The sequence below is a fragment of the Melioribacteraceae bacterium 4301-Me genome, assembly GCA_041538185.1.
GTDB lineage: Bacteria > Bacteroidota > Ignavibacteria > Ignavibacteriales > Melioribacteraceae > Pyranulibacter > Pyranulibacter aquaticus.
The window spans coordinates 111,955-134,485 of record JBGORM010000006.1; the positions used below are offsets into that span (position 1 = coordinate 111,955).

At 34.0% G+C, this 22,531-nt stretch carries 20 protein-coding genes and 3 pseudogenes; 11 read left to right on the forward strand and 12 right to left on the reverse strand.

Translation table 11 applies throughout. The annotated features are described in order from the left end of the window. Nucleotides 1-2: 2 nt before the first annotated feature. Genes ABRY23_10990 through ABRY23_11000 form a run of 3 tightly spaced genes read right to left on the reverse strand, consistent with a single transcriptional unit; the run spans nucleotide 3 to nucleotide 2,529 of the window. Nucleotides 3-911 (reverse strand): ATP-binding cassette domain-containing protein, encoded by a 909-nt coding sequence (locus ABRY23_10990; protein MFA3783578.1) that lies wholly within the window; start codon nucleotides 909-911, stop codon nucleotides 3-5. A gap of 24 nt (nucleotides 912-935) precedes the next feature. Beyond that, entirely contained in the window at nucleotides 936-1,928 is a 993-nt protein-coding gene (locus tag ABRY23_10995; protein ID MFA3783579.1) for an HlyD family secretion protein, read from the reverse strand. Beyond that, the gene (locus ABRY23_11000; GenBank protein ID MFA3783580.1) at nucleotides 1,894-2,529 is read right to left on the reverse strand and encodes a TetR/AcrR family transcriptional regulator; all 636 of its coding nucleotides are present in this window, start codon (nucleotides 2,527-2,529) and stop codon (nucleotides 1,894-1,896) included. The genes ABRY23_10995 and ABRY23_11000 overlap by 35 nt, the downstream gene beginning before the upstream one ends. Before the next feature lie 196 nt (nucleotides 2,530-2,725). On the opposite strand from ABRY23_11000, the gene ABRY23_11005 reads away from it, so the two are divergent. Together ABRY23_11005 and ABRY23_11010 are read left to right on the forward strand one after the other, a co-directional pair. After that, nucleotides 2,726-2,908 carry a hypothetical protein gene (locus tag ABRY23_11005; protein ID MFA3783581.1) on the forward strand — a complete coding sequence of 61 codons (183 nt, stop codon included), beginning with the start codon at nucleotides 2,726-2,728 and terminating at the stop codon, nucleotides 2,906-2,908. A gap of 1 nt (nucleotide 2,909) precedes the next feature. Next, nucleotides 2,910-3,209, forward strand: a complete 300-nt coding sequence (locus ABRY23_11010; protein ID MFA3783582.1) for a hypothetical protein — start codon at nucleotides 2,910-2,912, stop codon at nucleotides 3,207-3,209. A 45-nt stretch (nucleotides 3,210-3,254) separates the two neighbouring features. Here ABRY23_11010 and rlmD read toward each other — a convergent pair whose 3' ends face one another. From rlmD to tnpA, 5 genes and pseudogenes are all read right to left on the reverse strand, one after another. Continuing rightward, on the reverse strand, nucleotides 3,255-4,688 hold the full coding sequence (gene rlmD / locus ABRY23_11015) for a 23S rRNA (uracil(1939)-C(5))-methyltransferase RlmD (GenBank protein ID MFA3783583.1): 1,434 nt from the start codon (nucleotides 4,686-4,688) through the stop codon (nucleotides 3,255-3,257). Continuing rightward, nucleotides 4,685-5,401 carry a class I SAM-dependent methyltransferase gene (locus ABRY23_11020; GenBank protein MFA3783584.1) on the reverse strand — a complete coding sequence of 239 codons (717 nt, stop codon included), beginning with the start codon at nucleotides 5,399-5,401 and terminating at the stop codon, nucleotides 4,685-4,687. The genes rlmD and ABRY23_11020 overlap by 4 nt, the downstream gene beginning before the upstream one ends. Nucleotides 5,402-5,583: 182 nt before the next feature. Further along, nucleotides 5,584-5,823, reverse strand: a pseudogene (locus tag ABRY23_11025) (type I restriction enzyme endonuclease domain-containing protein). Between the two features lie 82 nt (nucleotides 5,824-5,905). Then, nucleotides 5,906-6,109: pseudogene (locus ABRY23_11030) on the reverse strand (type I restriction endonuclease subunit R). Between the two features lie 24 nt (nucleotides 6,110-6,133). Continuing rightward, nucleotides 6,134-6,594: pseudogene (gene tnpA, locus ABRY23_11035) on the reverse strand (IS200/IS605 family transposase). Nucleotides 6,595-6,946: 352 nt separating this feature from the next. Here tnpA and ABRY23_11040 point away from each other — a divergent pair. Continuing rightward, complete coding sequence (locus ABRY23_11040) at nucleotides 6,947-7,111, forward strand: enoyl-CoA hydratase-related protein (protein MFA3783585.1); 165 nt, start codon at nucleotides 6,947-6,949, stop codon at nucleotides 7,109-7,111. A gap of 235 nt (nucleotides 7,112-7,346) precedes the next feature. On the opposite strand, the gene ABRY23_11045 is transcribed toward ABRY23_11040, so the two are convergent. Together ABRY23_11045 and ABRY23_11050 are read right to left on the reverse strand one after the other, a co-directional pair. Beyond that, nucleotides 7,347-8,909 (reverse strand): T9SS type A sorting domain-containing protein, encoded by a 1,563-nt coding sequence (locus ABRY23_11045; protein MFA3783586.1) that lies wholly within the window; start codon nucleotides 8,907-8,909, stop codon nucleotides 7,347-7,349. 169 nt (nucleotides 8,910-9,078) lie between these two features. Continuing rightward, a complete protein-coding gene (locus ABRY23_11050) occupies nucleotides 9,079-10,092 on the reverse strand; it encodes a hypothetical protein (GenBank protein ID MFA3783587.1) in 1,014 nt (337 codons plus the stop codon). Between the two features lie 524 nt (nucleotides 10,093-10,616). Here ABRY23_11050 and ABRY23_11055 point away from each other — a divergent pair. Further along, entirely contained in the window at nucleotides 10,617-12,332 is a 1,716-nt protein-coding gene (locus ABRY23_11055) for an amidohydrolase (GenBank protein MFA3783588.1), read from the forward strand. A gap of 6 nt (nucleotides 12,333-12,338) precedes the next feature. Here ABRY23_11055 and ABRY23_11060 read toward each other — a convergent pair whose 3' ends face one another. Together ABRY23_11060 and ABRY23_11065 are read right to left on the reverse strand one after the other, a co-directional pair. Beyond that, nucleotides 12,339-13,355 carry a T9SS type A sorting domain-containing protein gene (locus ABRY23_11060; protein ID MFA3783589.1) on the reverse strand — a complete coding sequence of 339 codons (1,017 nt, stop codon included), beginning with the start codon at nucleotides 13,353-13,355 and terminating at the stop codon, nucleotides 12,339-12,341. Beyond that, nucleotides 13,298-14,083: a hypothetical protein gene (locus tag ABRY23_11065; protein ID MFA3783590.1), complete on the reverse strand. Its 786-nt coding sequence runs from the start codon at nucleotides 14,081-14,083 to the stop codon at nucleotides 13,298-13,300. The genes ABRY23_11060 and ABRY23_11065 overlap by 58 nt, the downstream gene beginning before the upstream one ends. A gap of 694 nt (nucleotides 14,084-14,777) precedes the next feature. Here ABRY23_11065 and ABRY23_11070 point away from each other — a divergent pair. The 7 genes from ABRY23_11070 (at nucleotide 14,778) to ABRY23_11100 (ending at nucleotide 22,522) form a co-directional block, all read left to right on the forward strand. Then, a complete protein-coding gene (locus tag ABRY23_11070) occupies nucleotides 14,778-15,959 on the forward strand; it encodes a 3-hydroxyacyl-CoA dehydrogenase NAD-binding domain-containing protein (protein ID MFA3783591.1) in 1,182 nt (393 codons plus the stop codon). Next, nucleotides 15,952-16,371 (forward strand): PaaI family thioesterase, encoded by a 420-nt coding sequence (locus ABRY23_11075; GenBank protein MFA3783592.1) that lies wholly within the window; start codon nucleotides 15,952-15,954, stop codon nucleotides 16,369-16,371. The genes ABRY23_11070 and ABRY23_11075 overlap by 8 nt, the downstream gene beginning before the upstream one ends. A 59-nt stretch (nucleotides 16,372-16,430) precedes the next feature. Beyond that, nucleotides 16,431-17,636 carry a 3-oxoadipyl-CoA thiolase gene (gene pcaF, locus ABRY23_11080; protein ID MFA3783593.1) on the forward strand — a complete coding sequence of 402 codons (1,206 nt, stop codon included), beginning with the start codon at nucleotides 16,431-16,433 and terminating at the stop codon, nucleotides 17,634-17,636. A 439-nt stretch (nucleotides 17,637-18,075) separates the two neighbouring features. Continuing rightward, complete coding sequence (locus ABRY23_11085) at nucleotides 18,076-18,510, forward strand: CBS domain-containing protein (protein MFA3783594.1); 435 nt, start codon at nucleotides 18,076-18,078, stop codon at nucleotides 18,508-18,510. A 50-nt stretch (nucleotides 18,511-18,560) separates the two neighbouring features. Further along, the gene (locus ABRY23_11090; protein ID MFA3783595.1) at nucleotides 18,561-20,939 is read left to right on the forward strand and encodes a DUF5686 family protein; all 2,379 of its coding nucleotides are present in this window, start codon (nucleotides 18,561-18,563) and stop codon (nucleotides 20,937-20,939) included. A 62-nt stretch (nucleotides 20,940-21,001) separates the two neighbouring features. After that, entirely contained in the window at nucleotides 21,002-22,072 is a 1,071-nt protein-coding gene (amrB, locus tag ABRY23_11095; GenBank protein ID MFA3783596.1) for an AmmeMemoRadiSam system protein B, read from the forward strand. 249 nt (nucleotides 22,073-22,321) lie between these two features. Next, on the forward strand, nucleotides 22,322-22,522 hold the full coding sequence (locus ABRY23_11100) for a DUF5763 domain-containing protein (GenBank protein ID MFA3783597.1): 201 nt from the start codon (nucleotides 22,322-22,324) through the stop codon (nucleotides 22,520-22,522). Nucleotides 22,523-22,531 lie beyond the last annotated feature (9 nt).

Sequence of the window (22,531 nt, forward strand, 5' to 3'; positions counted from 1 at the left end):
AATTATTGTGTAATCAAGTGGAAAAAAACATTTTCAAGCGAAGGCGGAACAAGTTTGCGGCTTAGAACTTCAATTTTGTTGTTCCGCAAAAGCTCGTCAATAATTTTGTATTCGTCAGCGTAATTATTGAACATTACATTAATTCTATCGCCGAAAAGTTGTACTTCAAGAGTTGAATTTTTCTTAATTATACTATAAGCAGTTCTCACGTCACTGCAAACAAGCTCCACAATACTTTTATTAATAGAAGCTTTAACTTCTTCGGGTGCTCCTGTACTTATAATTTTTCCTTTGTTCATTAAAGCAATATTATTACATCTTTCAGCTTCATCCATATAAGAGGTTGTCATAAAAACTGTAATTTTTTCTTTTAACATATTGGCTAAAATTTTCCAAAAGTCCCTTCTCGAAATAGGGTCAACTCCTGTAGTTGGTTCATCCAGAAAAAGAATTTTAGGATAATGGATTAAGCTGCAAGCTAACGCAAGTTTTTGTTTCATACCCCCGGAAAGATGTTCAGCAAGTCGGTCCCTGAAAGGCAGCAGTCTTGTAAACTCAAGTAGTTCATTCCTTCTTTGCTCGTATTTTTTTACTCCGTGTATTTTAGCAAAAAATTCAATGTTTTCGTCAATTGTTAGATCCCCGTATAAACTAAATTTTTGGGACAGGTAGCCAATCTGATTTTGAATTTCCTTTCGGTTCGTAGATATTTCTTTTCCAAAAACTTTTGCTGAGCCCGAATCATAGTTCAAAAGTCCACAAAGAATTCTAATGGTGGTGGTTTTCCCGGCACCATCTGGACCGACAAGTCCAAACAATTCGCCTTTAGAAACCTCAAGTGAGATGTTGTCAACAGCGTCAATCTCACCAAATGATTTTTTTAGGTTATTTATTTCTACTATCGATTCCATCAGGGTATTTCCTTTTTCAGAAAATTATTCTCCCCCTTTGGGGGAGTTGGAGGGGGCTTTTATTACTGCATCTGCGGGCATGCCAGCTTTCAGTTCGAGCTCGGGATTTTTAATTTCTATTTTCACAGCAAAGACCAATTTTGTCCTTTCATCTTTCGTCTGAATGTTTTTTGGCGTAAACTCAGCTTCAGGTGAAATAAAAACAATGGTTCCAGCGTATTTTTTGTTTGGGTACGTATCGGAATATACGTCAGCATGTTGGCCTAATTTAATTTTTCCAAGTTCATTTTCTGGGATATAAATAGTAAGTTTAACTGTAGATAAATCTGACACCTTAAAGAGAGAAGAAAGCATTGTAACAGTTTCGCCGGCTTCAAAATATTTTTTTACTATTATCCCGTTTATTGGTGATTGAACATAGGAATCTCGTATTTGCTTTTCCAAAAGGCTAACTGCTGCAAGTTGTCTTTTCAAATTTGCTTCTGCTTGTTTTATGTCTTCTGGCCTGGCAAAGTTTTTAAGTTTTTTTAAGTTTTCTTCAGCAGATGTTAGCTGAGCAAGGGCTAATTTGTATTTTGCATTAGCATCCTCTAGCTGTTTGCCAGTTATTGATTGCTGTTGAAAGAGATTTTCCATTCTCTCTTTATCTTTTTTTGCAACATCAAAATTTGTTTGTGCCTGTTTAACCGCCTGCTCAGCTTGGGCGATATCCTCTTTTCTTGCTCCTTCTTTTAGTAAGTCGAGTTGTGCCCGAGCTGCATCGGCTAAGGCTTTTGCTTGCGTGAGTTGATACTCAAGTGCTTCGTGGTCAATTATTAAAACCGTGTCGCCCGCATTAACCTTATCGCCCTCATCTTTTAAAATAGAGATAATTTTACCTGTTACTTGAGAACTTACAGTAACATTTGTTGCTTCAATATTTCCGGATGCTTCAATTATGGATTGTCCATTTTTGTTTCCGCATCCGATTAATGTTAAGATGCTAAATAATATTGCTAAAATTGTCTTCAAGTTCATTTTCCACCGAAGTGTTTTTGTATGATTTTTTCCCTTTATCAGTAAGAATGCCATTGATGAATATTGTTAATGTGTATTTCATGGCCTCTTGCAATGAGAAATTGTTATTTAAAATAAAATCTGGGGTAACAACATTTCTTACAGCGCCTGTAAAAACATTTATTATTATTTGTGTGGGGATGTCAACTACTAACCCCTCTTTCTTTCCTTGCTCAATTATTTTTGAGATGTTTTTTATTATCATCTTGTTTCGGAAGTCTTCTATGTATTTCCAAATATCAGGGTATAAATTTTTTACTGTAAATAGCCACTCGTCATTTACTTTAGATGCTATTGCGCCAATGATTAAAATAAAGTTTTTGATTTTTACCACAGCGCTATCGTTTTTTTCTAGTACAGATTCTATTTGGTTTTTAATCTTAGATGTAAAGTTTTTTATCATCTCTGATATTAATGCTTCTTTGGAAGGGAAATGCTTATATATAGTTTTTTTGCTCATTCCAAGTTTGGAGGAAATTTCATCAATAGTTATGCGGTGTATAATTCCTCGCTGGAAGAAATTTTCTTCAACAATGCGCAGTATTTTTTGTTTTTGATTCATTTTTGGGCTCGATGGAAACTTATAAATTATTTTTCGTTTCCTAAAATATTCCATGAATTTATAAAAGTCAAGAAAACTTTATGAGCCTTTTGGTAGTTATTGTAACCATACAACAGTATTAACATTATTTTAATGCACAGGTAATATTTTGTTAACATTTACCTACTATATTTGAAACAAAAAAAGGGATACCGCAATGTTAGGTCTTTACTTTTCAATTATAGGATTAATTTTTGGGTTCAGCTGCTCTGCAATTGCAAAAAGGAAGAATCGAAATGCAGAAGACTGGTTTATGTTGGGATTTATATTTTTATTTGTTGCTTATTTGTGGATACGTCAACTGCCTACTATTTATGATGCAAATAACAAGAGAGGGTAAAATGTCAACATTGAATTATGAAATAGCTTTATATAATTCACCTTATTTTGAAAATCTTGTAACTGAGCTGTTTAGAATTTGTAGATACAAAAGCAATATATATAGTAAGATACAGACAGAAAAAGACTATTTGAAAAAACTTTCTTACGAAGAGCGATTAATATTGAGCGACTTAACTAAAAAGGAAAACAAGATTTTGTTAGAAATATTAATTAGTAAAAATTGGCTTAATTTGCCTGAAGAATCTATTGTTTACTTTGAAGAGCAATTAGGTGAAAAACTTAACGAGAGTGAACTGTAGTTAAACGTTTACTCTTTGCACTTAATGTATTTTACATTATCTGATTTACTTAATGATTTTTGTTAATAATGCTACACATTCGATATGATAGGTATGAGGGAACATATCGACAGGCTGCAGTTTTGTTAACTGATATTTTTCTTTGCATAATAACTTTACATCTCTTGCTTGGGTAGTTGGATTGCAACTGATATAGACTATTTTTTTGGGGGATAATTTCAGAATATCTTCGATTGTTTTATGATTCATTCCGCTGCGAGGCGGATCTGTAATTACTACATCGGGTAAAGGAATTTTTTGTTCGGTCAAAGTCGGGATGAATGATTTGTTTAAGTCCGTGCGTATTGGTTTGAAATTTTTAACATTATTTAAGCTGGCATTTGCAACAGCATCATCAATTGCTGGTGCTACACTTTCAAATCCAAATATTTCTTTAGCGTATTTAGAAATGAAAATAGGGATAGTTCCTGCACCAGAGAAGAGGTCGTATACAATTTCATTTCCACTTAGGTCAGCAAATTCTAAAGCAATATTGTAAAGAGTTTCAGCTTGTAAAGTATTTGTTTGAAAAAAGGAATTTGAGCTAATTCTAAATTTCCAGTCTCCTATTTTATCATAAATGAATCCGCTTCCTAAGAAAACTTTTTCATAATCGCCAAAAGCAACTTGAGATTTTTTAAGTGAAATGTTGTTTACAACTGTAGTAATTTGTGGAAAAAGTTTTTTTAGTTCATCTGTATATTCAATCAGCAATTGATCATTCTCGTTTGAGGTAACTAAGTTCACCATTACATCATTTGTGTGAAAAGATTGTCTTATTACTAAATTCCTTAAAAAGCCGGTATGGTTTTTAATCGAATATGGCAGAACTTTTTTTCGCTTAAAAAATGACCTTGTAAAGTTTAGTATTGAGTTGCTTAATTCGGATTGTAGGTAACATTCATTTACATCAAGAACTTTATAGAAGTTGTTTGGCACATGCAGTCCAAGAGAAAAATTTTTATCGGTTATTTCTAAATCACTGTTAATTTCACTTTCAGTTAGCCAACGTTCATCTGAAAACGAGAATTCCATTTTATTTCTGTAATAGAATACATTTTTTGAAGGGATTATAGGCAAAACGCTGACGTAGTTAAATGCTCCTATTCTTTCAAAAGCATCTTTAACTTGTTCCTGCTTAAATTTAAGTTGGTATTCGTAATTTAGGTCCTGCTGTTTGCAGCCACCGCATATACCAAAGTGTTTGCATAGAGGGGTTATGCGATGAGGTGAAAAAGATAACAATTTGTTAACTCGCGCCACTGCGTATGTTTTTCTTACTTTTGTAATTTCTGCAATTACCTTATCGCCTGGATACGCGCCGTTAACAAAAACAACAAACTTTTTGTTTTCAGTGTTTTCTGTGTTTACTTTAGCAATGCCTTTACCTTCAAAAGCGTACCCGTTAATTGTTAGTTCAACTAATTCTCCCTTTTTCACTGTGGTTCCTTTTGTAATAATAAACTGACAAATCCGATAAATTTTTCACCGCCTAATTTTAGATATACACTTGTCTCGTGACCTATTCTATTTAATATTTTTTTATACTCTCTTTTTTCTTCATCGGTAGCATTTTTAATGTACCTTTTAAGTGCATTTGAAGTACTGGTATAGTAATCTTTTAGTGTATAAGTGAGATCTAATTTATCTATTACAACAAAATTATTTTGTAAATAATAATTTATAAGCTCATCTATAAATAAAGGTGATAAATTAGAAGCGTTAAAAACATTTTGAACGAATGGCGGTACAGGTTCTTTCAGCTTAACAACTTCGCCTAAACAAAAGAATCCATTCTCCTTTAATATTCTTTTAATTTCTTTTAAAATTTTTTTTCTGTTATTTGTTGATATCGAAGCTTGGGCATATATTAACTCGAACGAGGAATTTTTATAATCAGTGTTTTCATAGTCCATGAGTTTTAGATTTATTGAAGGATGATTTTCAATTAACAATTTAGAATTTAGCAGGGATTCATAATCATTAACAATTAATTCAACTGTTATGCCGTACTTTTTTGAGAGTAAAGTTGCAATATTTTCTGATGCAGCTCCAATTACAAGAATAGATTCGAATTTCTTATCGGTTTTTTCGTAAAGAAATTCAAGTTGTTTGTTAATCCCAGGTAGAAAAATTTGCTCTTGTTTTTTCATGGATGAAAAATAAAAGTTTTTGTGAAGATAACCGCTAATTATAGCAACAGAAATAGAAATATTTTAGCTACTTTTTTCTGCAGAAAATTTACCCCAAAAAATTCATGAGAATTCACCACTATGTGGTTAGAAATGAATTTCGATATGTAACCATTGTTTGTCAATGGCTTGTGTATCGGGGCTTATCTGCGGATTTTATTTTTGTGAATGTTTTTCATTTTCAGTTCATCAGCAATTAATTCGGCTTGTTTAAGTACGGTTTCTGTTGCAACCTTTTGCATATCAGGTGGATAACCATATTGACGAAGTGTTCTTTTGACAATCACTTTGAGTTTTACTTTTACACTTTCTTTTAGCGTCCAATTAATTGCTGCATTTTTTCTTACTCTATCAAACAAAACAATAGCTAACCTCTTAACTTTTCTTTAATTGATTTTTGCCGGTCTTCCTTCGTAGAAAATTTTGACGGTAGCACCGTCTTCAACCGTTTTTGCTTTGAAACCGTACTGTAGAAGAGTCAGATTGAAATTTCTGAATGGTTGTAAATACGATTCCTCCGGAAGAAACTTTTAGTAATTCTTTCAAGTGTTCTATGCTCTCTGCCTGGACAGGTTCCTGTCTGAGCAATTGTTTTGAATCTGCAAATGTGTCGAGGAGCTGATCATCCAAATCATTTCTGTCTGTAGTTACGAGGACAGTTGGAAAATCAAACTCCGTAAGGGTGATATAAAATCATTCAATAAAATCAAATAAATATTTTTCATTGAATTCTATATTGAATTTTTTTAAGAAATCTAAATATTCATCTCGGAATGTTTTCTTTTTATGGTGTTCTTCTTGATTTAATATATAGTCATACACATTTTTTATATGTGAATGTCAATATGAAAAAGCCCGTATCCTTCTTGCCAAAAGAATTTACCTCGGACAAATTTATTTTCGTTTATAAAATTAGTTGAATTATTTTTTATATCTCTTACTAAATCCGAGATTTTCATCGAGGGTTTTAGTCCGATAAAAGCGTGAATGTGATCGGGCATTCCGTTTACAATAATCGGTTTTTGGTCTTTGCCTTTAATAATGCCGGCCATGTATTTGTTTAATTCGTCTTTCCAAGTTTTTGCAATTAGGTTTTCTCGTCCTTTAACTGCAAAGACTATATGAATGTAGATTTGTGAAAATGTTCCGGGCATATGTTCATCATCCTTATTGTTTTTAATAATGTCATCCCTTCGGGATTTGTTTTTTCTCTGTATGTTCGTTTGTTACAATAATTTCACGCCTTCGGCGTTTTATTTTTTATTCATTGCATTAATGTTACGCTTTAGGTGTTATTATGGTTGTATCTCACTTTTACCTTGCCACTCATCAACTTTGGCAGTAACGTATCCCTCAGCTTTTCGAGCGTGCAGATTAAACCCGAAGGGTTGTAATTTTTATAGATGTTGTTATGCATTTTTTTTATTTAACCCCAATGGGGTGACATTTTTTGTCCAAATATATCATTTTAATAATTTTAATAATGTCATCTCTTCGGGATTTTATTTGTTTCCTTTTGATTCATCTTTAAATAAATCATTAACTAATAATTTGGAAGAACAATTGGCTTTGGAAGAAAAACTTCAGATTGAAGCAAGCAAAACTGATGATTATAAAGAAGGAGTGAAAGCATTTCTTGAAAAACGAACACCTAAATTTAAGGGGGAATGATTGAAGTTATTTGGCAATTGTGGGAAGAGCGTATCGACTTACATTTCAGTCAAGCTATTTCAACCCATTGTAAGTCGGAACGCTGTTTCGATTAAGTATCGCTCTCATTACTTCTTAGCAGAGGGCTGTCTCAAAAGTAAAATTTTTTAAATAATAGCCCACAGATAAACACGGATTTAACGGACTTCCACAGATTTTTTATTTGAATCATTACTTTTGAGACGGCCCCTTACGTTTACTTGATAAGTAGCATTTTCCTCACAAACGTTTTATTTCCGGCAGTAAGTCTGTCCGAATGGATCGCTATGCGATAAAAATATATTCCGCTCGGTAATTCCGATGCATCAAACTGAATTTCATATCTTCCAGCAGGCTTATTTTCATCTACAAGCACTGCTATTTCTCTGCCGAGCACATCATATACTTTCAACGTTACATAACTTGCCTCTGGCAAACTGAAGCTGATTTTTGTCGTTGGATTAAACGGATTGGGGTAATTCTGTTCAAGTGTGTAGTCGGTTATTTCTTCTGAATAAGGCTTTGCTTGAACTGAATCCAGTGATGATTTTGGTAAGCCCGTCAGATCACGGTAAGCCGAAGCTGTATAACCTCTTGAATCGGTTACATCTACACGTAAAATATGATAGTTGTCGCAAATATTCATTTGCAATGTTTGATCGGTACCAGCTTCAAGCCAGGTATCCCAAAGAGCATTAGGTTGAATTCTGTCAGTCCGTTCAGATAATGAATTATTCCCTCTTGTAAGCATGTAGTACCATTGATAAGTATATGGAGGAAATCCACTGTGACCATAGGCCGTCCATGTGCTAAGTGAACATGGTGGTGTGTAAGGACCTGTAATAGAAGCCCATAGATGCGGTATAAAGTTAGCGATTATTGTGCTATGCTCTGTTGGATAAACTGTGGTAGTACGCTGTGAATCTCCGTTACTCCAATTGTAAAAGACATAACTTTCACCGGCGTAGGTCTGATCAATTGCAGTTGCAGTAATAGAGTTTTGTTCTACAACTTGAAAGGAAGAAGTGGGAGAAGTGTACTGAGTTCCGCCAACATTTATAACTCCACCGTTGCCACCGCCATTGAAATTGTTTTGGAAAGAGATGTTGCAAACCTTGCGCAATCCAGCTATCACCTTAGTATTCAGATCGGAACTCTGGACTGAGTAAGAGGTGTTTTGTGAACTACTGAACTCACTATGACCTCCACCGCTTGGCTCACTGTACCACACACTGTTATTAGTTCCACTATTATTCCAAATCCAATGATAGCCATTATAATCCTGTTCAATAGCACCTATTGATACATTATCTCCTACTGTTGACGTTCTTCTTACTGGCGAAGGTCTGTTACCATCAACATATATCATTCCGCCACCAAAAATGTTTTCTATACTTATTTGAAATTTACAATTAACTGTAAATTGAACAGTTTGATGAATTACAGGATCGTAGCAGTTTAGTGTTTTACAATTTATGCTTAAAAGCGAAAATTGTACCGAATGTGTACCTCCAGTAAAATTTATTGTGTAAGAACTTGGGGTTGATGGACCATGACAAAGATCATTGTTTATAACAACTCCATCTACTGCAATTATTAAACCTGGGTAACATAAACCACGCAAATTAGAATAACTAAATGAATAGGTAGCAGCAGCAACCGAATTACCATATGGAATAGTAACAACCATAGGCCCTGAATAAGTAAATGATTGAGCAAAACTTGATTTCATAATGTAAGTAAATATTATTAATAAAAAATAATATTTAGTTTTAAACATGACTAATCTCCTTGATTAATTTTTATATTTTAGGCATGTTTGTGCTGCAAATAAAAAGGCGAAGCGATATACTTAGCGTAAGGTGATCGGCCTAGCTTTTTATTTGCAGAAGGGAAAGATGTGCCCGCATCTTTCCCCTCATATTTTAATTTTGATTGATCTCCCCCTCCTATTTTAGTTTTCCATGTAAAATATAGTCCACATTATCGAGTGTATGACAAATAAAAAAAACGTCTCTATCAAAGATTTGACCCGCAATAATGTTACCATTTGCTGTGTAAATATTAACTAAATCTTTACCATTGTAATGGCCAAGATTCCAACCATAATTTGCTGTAAAAAAATCCTTGATTGTACGTCCCCACAAACTACCCGCGTAATTTGTTCCAGTTAAGTCAAGGACTTCGTTCAATCCCCCTGAGCTGTATTCATATACTTTACTATTGGTATCTACGTAGAGTCTATTATTGAGGATCCCAATATGAAAATACATTTTGCTGTTACTTATTAGGGTGAGTTTTTCATCTTTTAGTTTATATAATCTGCACGGTTCGTCAAGATCAAAAAAATTTCTTGCTGTTATTATCACCTGGCTGGAGCTAAAAAAATTTCTTAAAAACATAACACTGACAAAATATTCTTTTATCTGTGGAGTATTCAAAATTTTCCATTTACCTGCAGTATAATGAACAATTATGCCTGTGTAATCTCCATCAGCTTTTTCTGCTATACCAACAGCATACATATTATTTTCATAGCCGTATATATCTTCAAAGAGAATCCTCTGGTAGCCTTCGGGAACTATTGTAGTGTCCTTAAACCATTTCGTTCCGTCATATTTCCAAATATCACTTATTGTTGTTACCATCCATATTTCCGAACTTGATATTCCCCAAATTCCTATGGGTGTTGCAAATTGGTCTAGCAGGTAATTGGACCACTTACTGCCATCATAGTGCCAAACCTTATTTTTGTAAGTAGCGGCATCTCCAACCACCCAAAGATCGCTTGGTGACGAACCCCAGATACCGCTTAAAAACTGAAAGCCAAATTCATCAGCACGAAGTGTATCTCTTGTCCACACATAATCTCTTCTTCCTGGTTGTGGTTCGGTTATTCCTTCTCCACAGGAATTAATTATTACTGTGATTACTATCAGAATTGTTCTTATAAGGTTTTTCATACGGTTTGCAAACGCTTATTTCTCTTTGCCTTATACATTAAAATAGTTTTAATAAAATAATAACATTTAGAAAAAAAAAAATCAACTCCTTTATTAAAATTTTATTTACTCAATATTTTGTTAATAACTATTTGTTATGAAATATTTTTTTATAACTCATCCAATATTCATCATACTCCCCTTGAAGAGTCTGGCGAACATCTCTTTATAAAAGGAGAAACAACAAGGGAATGAGTTGAATCTTATCTTACACTTAGAAAGTGCAGAAGTATTAGATATAATCCTACTTGCAGAAGGCAATTGCTCGGTTTACAAATAATTACAGAATAAAAAAATTTAATGCAAAATTTAGGTTAACATTGCACGATGAGAATATCTGTTACCTCCTACCAATATCATATCTGTTCAAAATAATTTTTATATCGTCACTACGTGGTATGTTGGGATTATTTCTTTCTTTTATTAAGCATAGCCTTTTCTTAAATTATTATTGTTAATTGTTGCTAAATAAACATAGAGTCAGTATGAAAAAAATAATATACAGCATAGCAATAATGATTTTACTAACAGCCTGCGGAGAAAAAATAATGCACAAAGCTGATTTAGTTTTATTGAATGGAAAAATTGTAACTATGGACGATAATAATCCCGAAGGAGAAGCTCTTGCTATAAAGGGAGATAAAATTTTGGCGGTCGGTTCAGCAGACGAAATTAAGGAATACATTGGCGATTCAACCAATGTTATTGACCTTAAAGGAAAATTTGTGATGCCAGGCTTCATCGAAAGTCACGCGCATTTTATGGGTCTCGGTGAATTTAAAATGAATCTCGACCTTACGCATGCAAAAAATTGGGATGAAGTAATTGCTGAAGTAGCAAAAGCTGCCGAGAACTCACGTCCCGGAGAATGGATTTTAGGCAGAGGGTGGCACCAAGAAAAGTTTGATCCCAAACCCGAACCCAGTGTAGAAGGATACCCCGTTCATAATGAGCTGAGCAGAGCCGTTCCAAATAATCCGGTAATCTTAGAGCATGCAAGCGGACACGCAGTTTTTGCAAATGCTAAAGCAATGGAACTTGCTGGGATAAATAATTCAACGCTGAATCCAAATGGAGGCAGAATTGTGCGTGACAGTCTTGGTAATGCAATAGGAGTGTTTGAAGAAAATGCAGCAGATCTTATTTATAATGTATATCAAGAATACAGAAATAAAAAGACACCACAGCAGATACGGAATGAACGCGTCAAACAAATTCAGCTTGCATCCCAAGAATGCCTTTCGAAAGGAATAACATCTTTTGTAGATGCTGGTGAACCTTTTGAAATAATCGATCTTATGAAAGAATTGGTTGATTCAAATAAAATTCCCATTAGACTTTATGTGATGATCAACGATTCACTAAAATATTTGAAGTCAAGATTGAAGGATTATAAAATAATAGGGGCAGGCAATTATCACTTAACAGTAAGGTCGATAAAAAAATATGTTGATGGTGCACTTGGATCGCGCGGCGCATGGATGTTAGAGCCTTATTCTGATTTACCAAATTACTTTGGCTCAAATGTCACACCAATAAATGAATTAAAACAAACAGCCGAACTTGCAATTAATAACGATTTCCAAGTTTGCATTCATGCTATTGGCGATAGAGGAAATCGTGAAGTGTTGAATCTTTATGAAAATATTTTTAATGAACATCCCAATAAAAAAGATTTACGTTGGAGAATTGAACATGCACAAAACGTAACTCCTGAAGATGTTCCAAGATTTGCTAAACTTGGCGTCATCGCTTCAATGCAAACATGTCACTGCACTTCCGATGCGGTCTTTGTGATTGAAAGAATTGGAGAGAATCGTGCAAAGTCAGAGGCTTATGTTTGGCGAAAATTAATTAACAGCGGTGCTTTAATTTGCAATGGAACAGACGCACCAGTAGAAGATGTTAACCCAATTCCAAATTTTTATTCTGCTGTTACTCGAAAAACTTCAGACGGCAAGGCGTTTTTCCCCGAAGAAAAAATGACAAGAATAGAAGCGTTGAAATCATATACAATAAACGGTGCTTATGCTTCTTTTGAGGAAAATATAAAAGGCTCGTTAACCCCAGGAAAGCTTGCTGATATTGTTGTTCTTTCAAACGATTTGTTGAATTGCCCCGAAAATGAAATACAGAATACAAAAGTAATGTATACTATAGTTGGCGGGAAAGTTTTGTTTAGTGCGAACGATAAGCAATGATGTTAGTTACCTAAGCAAAATTAGTTTGTTAACTTTATATAACTTATCAAAAGTAAGTTTATTATCCTGATTGAGGAAAGTAATTTTATAGAAATAAACGCCGCTCGGCAGACCATCTGCATTAAAGTTGACTGAATAGGAGCCTGGAGATTTGTTGTCGTCAACAAGTCTTCGGACTTCTTTTCCAAGAATATCATAAACGATAAGAATTACATGAGCTGCTGCAGGTAGTTCGTATCTAATTTTGGTAGTAGAATTAAAAGGATTGGGATAGTTTTGGTACAGCGCGTAATTTTCATAAAGGGTATTGTTAGCTGGATGCTGTTGGTGAGGAATTGTTAATTTTCCGGAGGTCATTTCGTAAACAAAGTCGTTGTAAAATAAAGCAGCAACTTCAGCATTGTATCTTAGTTTAGTAATACTATCTAAATGGTTCAAGCCTATTCCTCCCACTTGAGCAATTACGACCTCGGCGGTATCATTTAATTTTAAGCTGAAGGGTCCTGTCACTAACCACATTCTTCTATCACCTGCGCCATCATATATTCCATCAATTGGACCCGTCCCGATTACCGGGTCGCCATCAAGCATGTAAACACCATCTGGTGTATAATCTGTCCCATCAGAAGAGAAAGGAAGTGAATTAGGGTAACTAGGCATTGGCCTAAATCCTCTCATCATATTATAGAATTCTAAAGTACCATTATAACTGTGTGTTGGGTCACTCCAAGAACCCCCGGTACGATGAAGCAGTGCTGCTGTAAGCGGTTTTGAATTAAAATATTTATATCCTTTTCGCCACTTGAAATTAATTATTGCAGAGTCAGATAAATTATTTGTCTTATGAGATACACCTTGCAAAATTACATAACCTATTGCAGGAGGTGCTGAAAGGTATTTGCTGTATTCCTTATCATAATCATTGGAATTGTAAGAATACCCCATATTTAAGGAAGTATCACAACCTATGAAATCATCCGCAGAATAACCGAGGTCTGTATCAACCCATTGACAAATGTACATACTGTCAATTTGTGCATCTGGGGAGTGGAGGAAAGTCCTTTATAAATTATGTTTACTTTTTTGAAAATAACATTGCTGAGAATGCCAGAAGGATAATATGCCCAGTATGTTTCGCTAACTTCTAAACCTATAGGTGGCGATTTCCATAAAGAAAACTCTTTTCCATCGGAATATTTAATAAACAAAGTTTGCACCGCTCCAGGTACACCGGGAACATCTATATCCTGTTCGTATATTCCATTGTTATTTTTGTCATAGAACGGTGCGCCTTCTTCTGCTGGCCATTCGTTCCAATCTTTTTCGTACTGTTTGTAAATTGTTTGAATATCCTCATCAGTAACTTGATTTCTGGATTTATGGAAAAAGTCTGCAGCGTCATCGACAAGGTTAATATTGGAAAAGTAATCTGATCTTACTCTATATAAACGCGTAAGCGGAATATTATTGCTCCAGTACTCGTTTCCCGCAACTCTAACAACGGTATCTCGTCCGTCGTGGACAAGTCCACCCCAAATAATTCCTTCGGAAAAAATAACCCCCACATTAATGCCTTTAGGATAAGAGCCGTTCCACGAATTACTGACAACCCAATCATGAAAGCCGTCATCTCTGACCCATGAAGTAATATTCCCAGAATTGATTATACTTTGGCGGGGGTTTTGCGCAGTGATAATAGAACAATATAAAGTTGCAAGAAGAAATATCTTAAGCAGAGATTTCATTTTCATTTCAATTTTTGTGAAACGAAATGAATTACAAAACAATCTAATTTTTTATGATACAAATATCAATTCAAATATTTTGAAATGCACCAAAAGGGGGCGGATACTCTAAGTTTTCAATTGGGCTGTAAAAAATAAGCTAAAGCTTGAAAGTAGCACTGAAAATAGAGATATCATCTTTCCCCCAAATTGAGATAAAAATTCCATCTTTTTGCAAACGAATTAACCCCAAAATTTTCATTACATTGACAGACGACAAAAAGTAATTTTTAGCGAGGGAGATTCAACCGCACTAATTGTCAGAACTCATGAAATCTCAGCGTCTCAGCGTCTCGGCGGTGAAAAAAACGCAGAGGCACAGAGTTCCACTTTTAATTCTTGAATGTTGGAATCACAAATAGAACTGGTCACATTGCGGTAAGATTAATATCGCCCTGATAGGGGTTCATTTTTTATTTCAACCATAATTTTGCTCTACCAGGGTCTTAAGAACTCTTAGCAGTCTAAAGAAGCAATTCCCATAGCACTTTTTCATCGTCAATTATTAGAATGGTTCCTTTTGTCATTTTAAATAAAAAGGACAATTTGTCAAAATAATTTTACTTTATTAGGTTTAATTGACAAGTTTACTCAAAACTAAAAATAGTTACATATTTATTGAAGTAACCAATTTTAAAAGTGTTATAAGAAGAAGTTTTTTATGGAAGATAAAGAAGTTAAAAAGGCAGTAGTTGGTGTTATAGGTTCCGGTACTATGGGAACAGGTATCGCACAAGCTGCTGCAGTTTCCGGGTATAAAGTAATCCTGTTCGATTCAAATAAAAATGCGTTAGATAAGGCGAGACAATCCCTACTGTCTATTTTAATTAGATTGGAAGAGAAAGGAAAATTAAGCGGCGAAAGGGCAGCTGATATTTTTTCTAGAATTTATTTTGCAAAATCTTTAACAAAATTTAACGAGTGTGGAATTGTAATTGAAGCTGTAGTCGAAAGTCTTCCCGTTAAAAAAGAACTTTTCTCTCAACTTGAAAATACAGTCCGGAAAGAAACTATACTTGCAACAAACACATCATCACTCTCAGTCACCGAAATTGCTTCTGCTTGCAAAAATCCCGAAAGAGTAATTGGAACTCATTTTTTTAATCCTGCACCGCTTATGCCACTGGTCGAAATTATTCCGGGAGAAAAAACTTCAAGGGAATTCACAGAAAAGACTAAAAAGATAATTAACGATTTTGGGAAAACTATAGTTGTTTGTAAAGATTCGCCTGGATTTATTGTTAATAGAATTGCAAGACCGTTTTACGGTGAAGCACTTAAAATTCTTGAGGAAGGAACTGTTGATGTTGCCACAATTGATTTCGCAATGAAAGAAATCGGAAAATTTAAAATGGGTCCTTTTGAACTGATGGATTTAATCGGGAACGACGTTAATTATAAAGTAACTGAAACAATCTATCAACAGTTTAACTATGAACCACGATTTGAACCCTCTTCAATTCAGCGAAAATTAGTTGAAGAGGGAAAACTTGGCAAAAAAACGGGAGTTGGTTTTTACAATTATACTTATGGTCAAGAAGTTCCAACGATTGCTATGGATAAAAATCTTTTGGAAGAAATATTTTTTAGAATTCTTGCTATGTTAATAAATGAAGCCGCTTATGCAATTTATGAAAAAATAGCCTCTGTTGAAGATATCGATTTAGCGATGACGATGGGGGTAAATTATCCTAAAGGATTATTAAAATGGGCTGATGAAATAGGCGTTGAAAGAATTGTAGACAAATTAAATTTGCTTTATGATAAGCACAAAAACAGAAGATATGTTGTTTGCCCCCTACTTGTTTCAATGGCTAAAGAAAGGAAGAAGTTTTATGAATAAGCAGCTAACAGCGGAAAAGGCAATTGAGAAAATGCTGAAGAGTGATAAATTCAGTCGATGGCTAAGAGTAAAAATAGTGGAGTCAAAAAAAGGCTATTGCAAGTTAGAAATGAAAGTACGAAAAGAGATGATGAATGGTTTTAATATTGTGCATGGAGGAGTAACATTTTCACTTGCCGATAGTGCTCTTGCTTTTGCGTCAAACAGCTATGGCAAGGTTGCGGTTGTAATAGAAAATAATATTTCTTTTGTTAAACCCGTAAGAGAAAATGATATACTTATTGCAACAGCCGAAGAGCAAAGCAGAAATAATCATTTAGGGGTTTATAGTGTTGAAATCACAAATCAAAAAAATGAGAAAGTTGCAGTGTTTAAGGGAACTGTTTATATAACAAACAAGAACATTCTATAAAAGACTAAAAGTCTTAATGTAATTAGTAAGAAAAATAGAAAGGCAAATAAATGAAAATTATTTCCGAAGCATATATAGTAGATGCAGTTCGTACGCCAATTGGGAAATTAGGAGGTGCTTTATCCACAATTCGTGTTGACGATTTGGCTGCAATTACATTAAAAGAAATATTAAAGAGAAATCCAACAATAGATTCAGCACAAATTGATGAAGTTTTTTTAGGATGTGCAAATCAAGCTGGTGAAGATAATAGAAACATTGCGCGTATGTCTTTGCTATTAGCTGGAATACCGTCAAGTGTACCTGGACAAACGATTAATCGCTTGTGTGCTTCTGGAATGGATGCAGTTATAAATGCAGCGCGAGCAATTTGGGTTGGTGATGGTGATTTGTTTATTGCAGGCGGCGTTGAAAACATGACTCGCGCACCACTTGTAATGTCTAAAGCTGAAAAAGCTTTCTCTGGGAAAATTAACATTTACGATTCATCTTTGGGCTGGAGGTTTATTAATCCAAAAATGCAGGAGATGTACGGTACAGAATCTATGGGCGAGACTGCCGAAAATCTTGCCGAGAAATATAAAATTTCAAGAGAAGCTCAAGACGAGTTTGCTTATAATTCACAGATGAAAGCTGCAGCTGCTATTAAATCGGGCAGATTTGCAAAAGAAATTATACCAATTGAAATTTCACAAGGGAAAGGTGAATCTTCCCTTTTTGAAAACGATGAGTTCGTTAAACCAAATACAACAAAAGAAATTTTAGCTGCATTAAAACCTGCCTTTAGAAAAAACGGGACTGTAACCGCTGGGAATTCCTCCGGCTTAAATGACGGGGCATGTTCGCTAATTATTGCCTCTGAAAAAGCAATTAAAAAATTTGACTTAAAGCCTAAGGCAAAAATTGTTGCTAATGCTGTCACCGGCGTCGAGCCGCGTATTATGGGAATTGGTCCAGTTGATGCAACTTCGAAAATCTTATCAAAAACAAAAATGAAATTAGATGACTTTGATGTTATAGAAATAAACGAAGCTTTTGCAGCACAAATGCTTGCAGTGTTATTTGAATTGAAAATTAAACCAGATGATGAAAGATTAAACCCTAACGGTGGTGCAATTGCTTTGGGACACCCGCTGGGAATGAGCGGCGCTCGTCTTATCCAAACAGCAATGATTGAACTAAACGAAAAAAATAAAAAGTATGCCCTCTGTACTTTGTGCGTTGGAGTGGGACAAGGAGTTGCAGTAGTTTTGGAAAGAATTTAGTTCAATAACAATTTAATCATATCTGTCCAATATATTTTTTATTTGTCCCAAAAGGGACTTAATCTATTTCTTTGTTCTTTATCCTATAAATATTTTGTTCTGAGGGGACAATAAAGCTTTGATTATCCTTAAACCAATCTAATCCCTTTAGGGATTATATAGTTATAGAATAAATAAATATCAAACTGAAGTTAAAAGTCCCATAGGGACGAGATAGGGATTGATTTACAAGACAAGTAGAATAGTCCAAAAAATCTTGAAGTTTTCAAAATTTATTTGGTAATTCATCCCTTCGGGATTTGATTTCAAAATTATTTTGGACAGCACTGAATTTAATTGAGTATTGTGTTTTTGAAAAATCAATAGTAAATTTTTTTCGGGATATGTTATTATGTCTCTTTTGAAATAGAAATTTTACAAAAATTGGATGGAGGTAACTATGAAAACAGTAAAACACATATTAAAAACAAAGGGAAATGCTGTTTGGACTGTAAATCCTAATACAAAAGTATTTGATGCGCTAAAATTAATGGCTGAAAAAAACATCGGCGCAGTTGTTGTTGTTGAAAACAACCAATTAAAGGGAATTCTTTCTGAACGAGACTATGCACGAAAAGTAGCTCTTGAAGGATTATCATCGCATGAAATAAGCGTGGAAAAAATAATGTCTAATCGTATCTTTTATGTGAATCCTAATACAAGCGTAGAAGAATGTATGGCACTGATGACAGAAAAAAGAATTCGTCATCTTCCAGTATTAGAAAATGAGAAATTAGTTGGATTAATTTCAATTGGCGACGTCGTAAAGGAAATGCTTGATGATAAGAATTTTGTTATTAGTCAATTAGAGCAATATATTATTGGCAGCAGGTGACAATAACTTTACATCTCTTGAAGAATAAAACCGTTGCAATCTTATTCTTTTTGGCGAGTTTAATCTATCCACAGTTTAACAGTGGACAAAGTGCTAATTTGTATGAAATTACAGGTGCGATAAAAGACAAACTAACAGGTTACTCACTTCCTTACGCAAGCATAAGAATTGATAATACTACTTATGGAACTGCTTCTAATAATGAAGGGCAGTTCATCTTAAAGCTTAAAGAAGGCAGCTACAAATTGATTTTTTCATACATTGGTTATAAAACCGATACCCTTTCAATTTATCTAACTGAAAATGAACATTTAGATATAAAACTAGAACCGCAAGCAGTTAGACTTCCAGAGATTGTCGTAAATGCAAATGAAGACCCGGCTTATAAAATTATTCGCGAAGCTATTAGGAGAAAAAAAGAGAACAGAAAAGGTTTGATTAGTCTTGAGTATAATGCATATTCGAAAAGAATATTAAAATCGGGCGGCGAAGTAGGAATGATTGAAGAAGTATTTGTTAAAGGATACAGTAAAGTTGGTGAGTGGGAAAAAGAATTTATATTGTCTAGGCATAAGACAGAAAACCGAAAGAAACAAATTCGTTCAATGGATTTTAATATTTCAGGCAATTATTATATTGATTTCTCTAAAGATACTCTTACACTAATACTAAATAAAGTTTACCTTCCTCTTGCAGATAAAGCATTCGATTATTATGATTATAAATTAATGAGTGTAACTGAAACACCAACCGGAGAGGTATATAAGATAAAAGTAATCCCGCTTTCTAAAATTCAGCCGCTGCTACAAGGTGAAATTGATATTGAAGGTAAAAACTACGCCTTAGTAAAAGTAAATTTGAGGAACAATGAGGGGTTACGCTTTTTATTTGCAAAGGATCTTAATGTAAGGTTCGTTCAGCAGCTTGGCAATTACGACGGCTATTGGCTGCCTAATTATATAGAAACAGAAGCGGGTTTCGAGTTTAGTTTTCAAGGATTAATCTCGCTTGATAAAATAGAATTAGAGGAGATAAGCAATGTTACAGAATACAAAATTAATCCAGCTATACCAGATTCGATAGTAGATGCAATTAAATCTAAATATGGTGGCTTTACAGTCGATACAACAAATGGCGGAAAAAGACCAATTGAACTAACTCGCCAACAAATAAATGAACTTCGACCGATACCATTAACAAAACTGGAAATTAAAGCTTATGATGAATTAGACAGTACTAAAACATTCGAAAAAATAATAAAGGTAAAAGGTCCTTTGGCAAGTTTAGTTGCTTTTTCAGAACCTAAAAGCGACTCGAATAAAAGTACTTTGTTTGCCACAGCAACTTTTTTAACTAAATATGTGAACTTTGCAAACAATCGTGTTGATGGAATTTCGATAGGACCGCGTTACGCAGCTAATTTGATAAATGATAAATTAAGTTTAGATTTTTCTTCTAAGTATTCATTTCTTCGGAAGAAAATAGAGGCTGAAGGTAATCTTAATTTTCGATTAGAAGATTTTTTTGTTAACTCAATTGAAGCTTATTTCTACAATAAAACTAAAAATTGGGATGACTTTTCACCCTATTCTGAAATTACAAATAGTATTTCAGTTACGATGGGATTTGATGATCAGTTTAATTATTATTTATCAAAAGGTGTGGGGATTGCCCTCACAAAAAATTTTTTGAAGGATATTGAGTTTAGTCTCAATTTTACATCTGAACAAGAAAACTCTTTGAAGGAAAATAAGTATCAGAGTATATTAAAAAGCAGCAGATTGCCGAGAGAGAACCCCGCAATTGCTGAAGGAACCGATAGAAGAATTTCAGTAAAAATTTCCTTAGGAAAAAATCCATGGGAATTTCAAGCATTTCCATCAAATGGTTTAGTGGCTCAGTTAGAACTTTCTGACCCAGCATTTTCGAGTGACTTCAGTTACAAAAGATATCACTTTACAGGATTAATTAGATTAAAAACATTTTATAAAGAATTGTTTATATCTCCATACCTCGAAATAATGGTTGATGCCGCTGCAATACAAGGTAGTTACGGTCCTCAACATTTATTTGTGCCCAATACTGCGTTGGGTTTTTTTGCTCCACTGGGTGTTTTTAAAGGGTTACGGCCAGTGAATTTTATTGGCACCGATATGCTTGCAATTCATGTAGAGCATAACTGGAGAACTGTATTGTTTCAGGCGTTAGGACTTGATTTTATGTCTGATCTTTATTTTGATTTTATTACAGGCATAAGCCTGCTGAAGACTTGGAATCAATCTAATTATCTGCTGAATTTAAATATGAACAAGCCTTACTGGGAAGTTTTTGCGAGCATATCTAAAATATTTGGTATCGTTAGAGTTGATGTAAGTTATAATTCATTTAAGAATTTCTATATTACATCTTCTTTTGGAGTAGTATTGTGATTTTTTAGCCATTATTTATTTAATATACTTAATTTCCGTTAACAAATGTCGAGGTGTGAGTAATGAAAACAAAATACTTAATTTTATTTCCCATATTTTTTATACTTTCATTCATGAATACTTTTTCACAGACAATACGACCAATTAGAGACAATGTGGGTTTTTGCTGGAAACCTGATGAGATGACGAAGTTCGTTAATTACATGGACAAGCATTTCTCTGATGAGTTCAAAGACAGTATTCCAGGAAAATTAATTGCAGGAATTTCACCCCATGATGATTATTTATATGCCGGCAGAATTTACTACCCGCTTTATAAATTAATCCGTGCTAAAGAAGTTGTTATTTTTGGTGTGACTCACGGGACTGTGCGAAATGCTATGAACGACCCAAAAAATGTTTTGATTTTTGATGACTTTAGCAAGTGGCATGGTCCATTTAAAGATGTTCAAATTTCACCTTTGAGGGAAAAGCTTAAATTGGAATTAGACCCTGATGATTACATGGTAAGCGATAAAGCGCAGATGATTGAACATTCTATAGAAGCATTAATTCCTTTCCTGCAATATTATAATAGAGATGTAGAAATCACACCTATTATGGTTACAGCCATGTCATATGAAAAAATGGAAAAGATTAGTGATAAACTTGCAGACATAATAATAGACTACATTAAAATAAATAAACTGGAATTAGGCAAAGATATTTTCTTTTTAATTTCTACAGATGCTAATCATTATGGAAAAGATTTTGAAAATGCTCCTTTTGGAGAGGATCAGAGGGCACATGAAATTGCTACGGAAAGAGATGAAAAAATTGCAAAAGAAGCTTTCAATGGTGAAATATCAAAACAAAAAGTCTTTCAGTTGACAAAAGAAATATGGCCAAATGAAAAATCCACAAAACCAATTCCAATTTGGTGTGGACGCTATCCAATAGTTATGGGTTTATTAACTATTAATAACTTAGTTCAAAAGTTAGATATTGGTAATCTTTATGGAAAACTTCTTATTTATTCAGATACAGTTACAGAAGGAGTTATTCCAATTAAAGGTACTGGTATGGGAACTACAGCTCCCTTTTCATACAAACACTGGGTCGGGTTCTTTTCTTCCGTTTTTTTTGTTAAATAAATCTTTTACAGTTTTGATGCATTAGAAAAAATAAATTTTATTACATAGGTAAAATTTATCGTGTATTTCAAAAAATACTACCCTCTGCTTTTTTTATTGCTAATTCCCAAAAGTTTATATTCCCAAAAAAATATTGACTCGCTGAAACAAGTAATAGATTCCCTGTCAATTATAATTGATTCAGTAAAAAGCGAAAACTTTTTTCTAAAAGGCAGGATTGTTGAATTAGAAAACTTAAAAGAGGTGCTTTTGAATCAAATAAAAAGAGAAAGTGACTTTGTGAAGGAAAAATCAGCCCAAAAGCAGACTAATCAAAAAAACAACACCGATAAAAAAGAAAAAGTTTATAGACAATGTAAAGCCATTTTAAAAAATGGTAAACGATGCTCTCGAAAAGCACAGGAGGGTAGCGACTACTGTTGGCAGCATCAAAACAAAAATAAAGATTGAACCTAAAAA

Excerpts from the sequence above, each read along its gene's own strand:
- ABRY23_10995 (MFA3783579.1), bottom strand. The coding sequence starts at position 1,928 with ATGAACTTGAAGACAATTTTAGCAATATTATTTAGCATCTTAACATTA.
- ABRY23_11045 (MFA3783586.1), bottom strand. The coding sequence starts at position 8,909 with ATGTTTAAAACTAAATATTATTTTTTATTAATAATATTTACTTACATT.
- ABRY23_11085 (MFA3783594.1), top strand. The coding sequence starts at position 18,076 with ATGAAAACAGTAAAACACATATTAAAAACAAAGGGAAATGCTGTTTGG.
- ABRY23_11005 (MFA3783581.1), top strand. The coding sequence starts at position 2,726 with ATGTTAGGTCTTTACTTTTCAATTATAGGATTAATTTTTGGGTTCAGC.
- ABRY23_11055 (MFA3783588.1), top strand. The coding sequence starts at position 10,617 with ATGAAAAAAATAATATACAGCATAGCAATAATGATTTTACTAACAGCC.
- ABRY23_11060 (MFA3783589.1), bottom strand. The coding sequence starts at position 13,355 with ATGTACATTTGTCAATGGGTTGATACAGACCTCGGTTATTCTGCGGAT.
- ABRY23_11050 (MFA3783587.1), bottom strand. The coding sequence starts at position 10,092 with ATGAAAAACCTTATAAGAACAATTCTGATAGTAATCACAGTAATAATT.
- amrB (MFA3783596.1), top strand. The coding sequence starts at position 21,002 with ATGAAAACAAAATACTTAATTTTATTTCCCATATTTTTTATACTTTCA.
- ABRY23_11070 (MFA3783591.1), top strand. The coding sequence starts at position 14,778 with ATGGAAGATAAAGAAGTTAAAAAGGCAGTAGTTGGTGTTATAGGTTCC.
- ABRY23_11065 (MFA3783590.1), bottom strand. The coding sequence starts at position 14,083 with ATGAAAATGAAATCTCTGCTTAAGATATTTCTTCTTGCAACTTTATAT.
- ABRY23_11010 (MFA3783582.1), top strand. The coding sequence starts at position 2,910 with ATGTCAACATTGAATTATGAAATAGCTTTATATAATTCACCTTATTTT.
- ABRY23_11000 (MFA3783580.1), bottom strand. The coding sequence starts at position 2,529 with ATGAATCAAAAACAAAAAATACTGCGCATTGTTGAAGAAAATTTCTTC.
- ABRY23_11075 (MFA3783592.1), top strand. The coding sequence starts at position 15,952 with ATGAATAAGCAGCTAACAGCGGAAAAGGCAATTGAGAAAATGCTGAAG.
- ABRY23_10990 (MFA3783578.1), bottom strand. The coding sequence starts at position 911 with ATGGAATCGATAGTAGAAATAAATAACCTAAAAAAATCATTTGGTGAG.
- ABRY23_11020 (MFA3783584.1), bottom strand. The coding sequence starts at position 5,401 with ATGAAAAAACAAGAGCAAATTTTTCTACCTGGGATTAACAAACAACTT.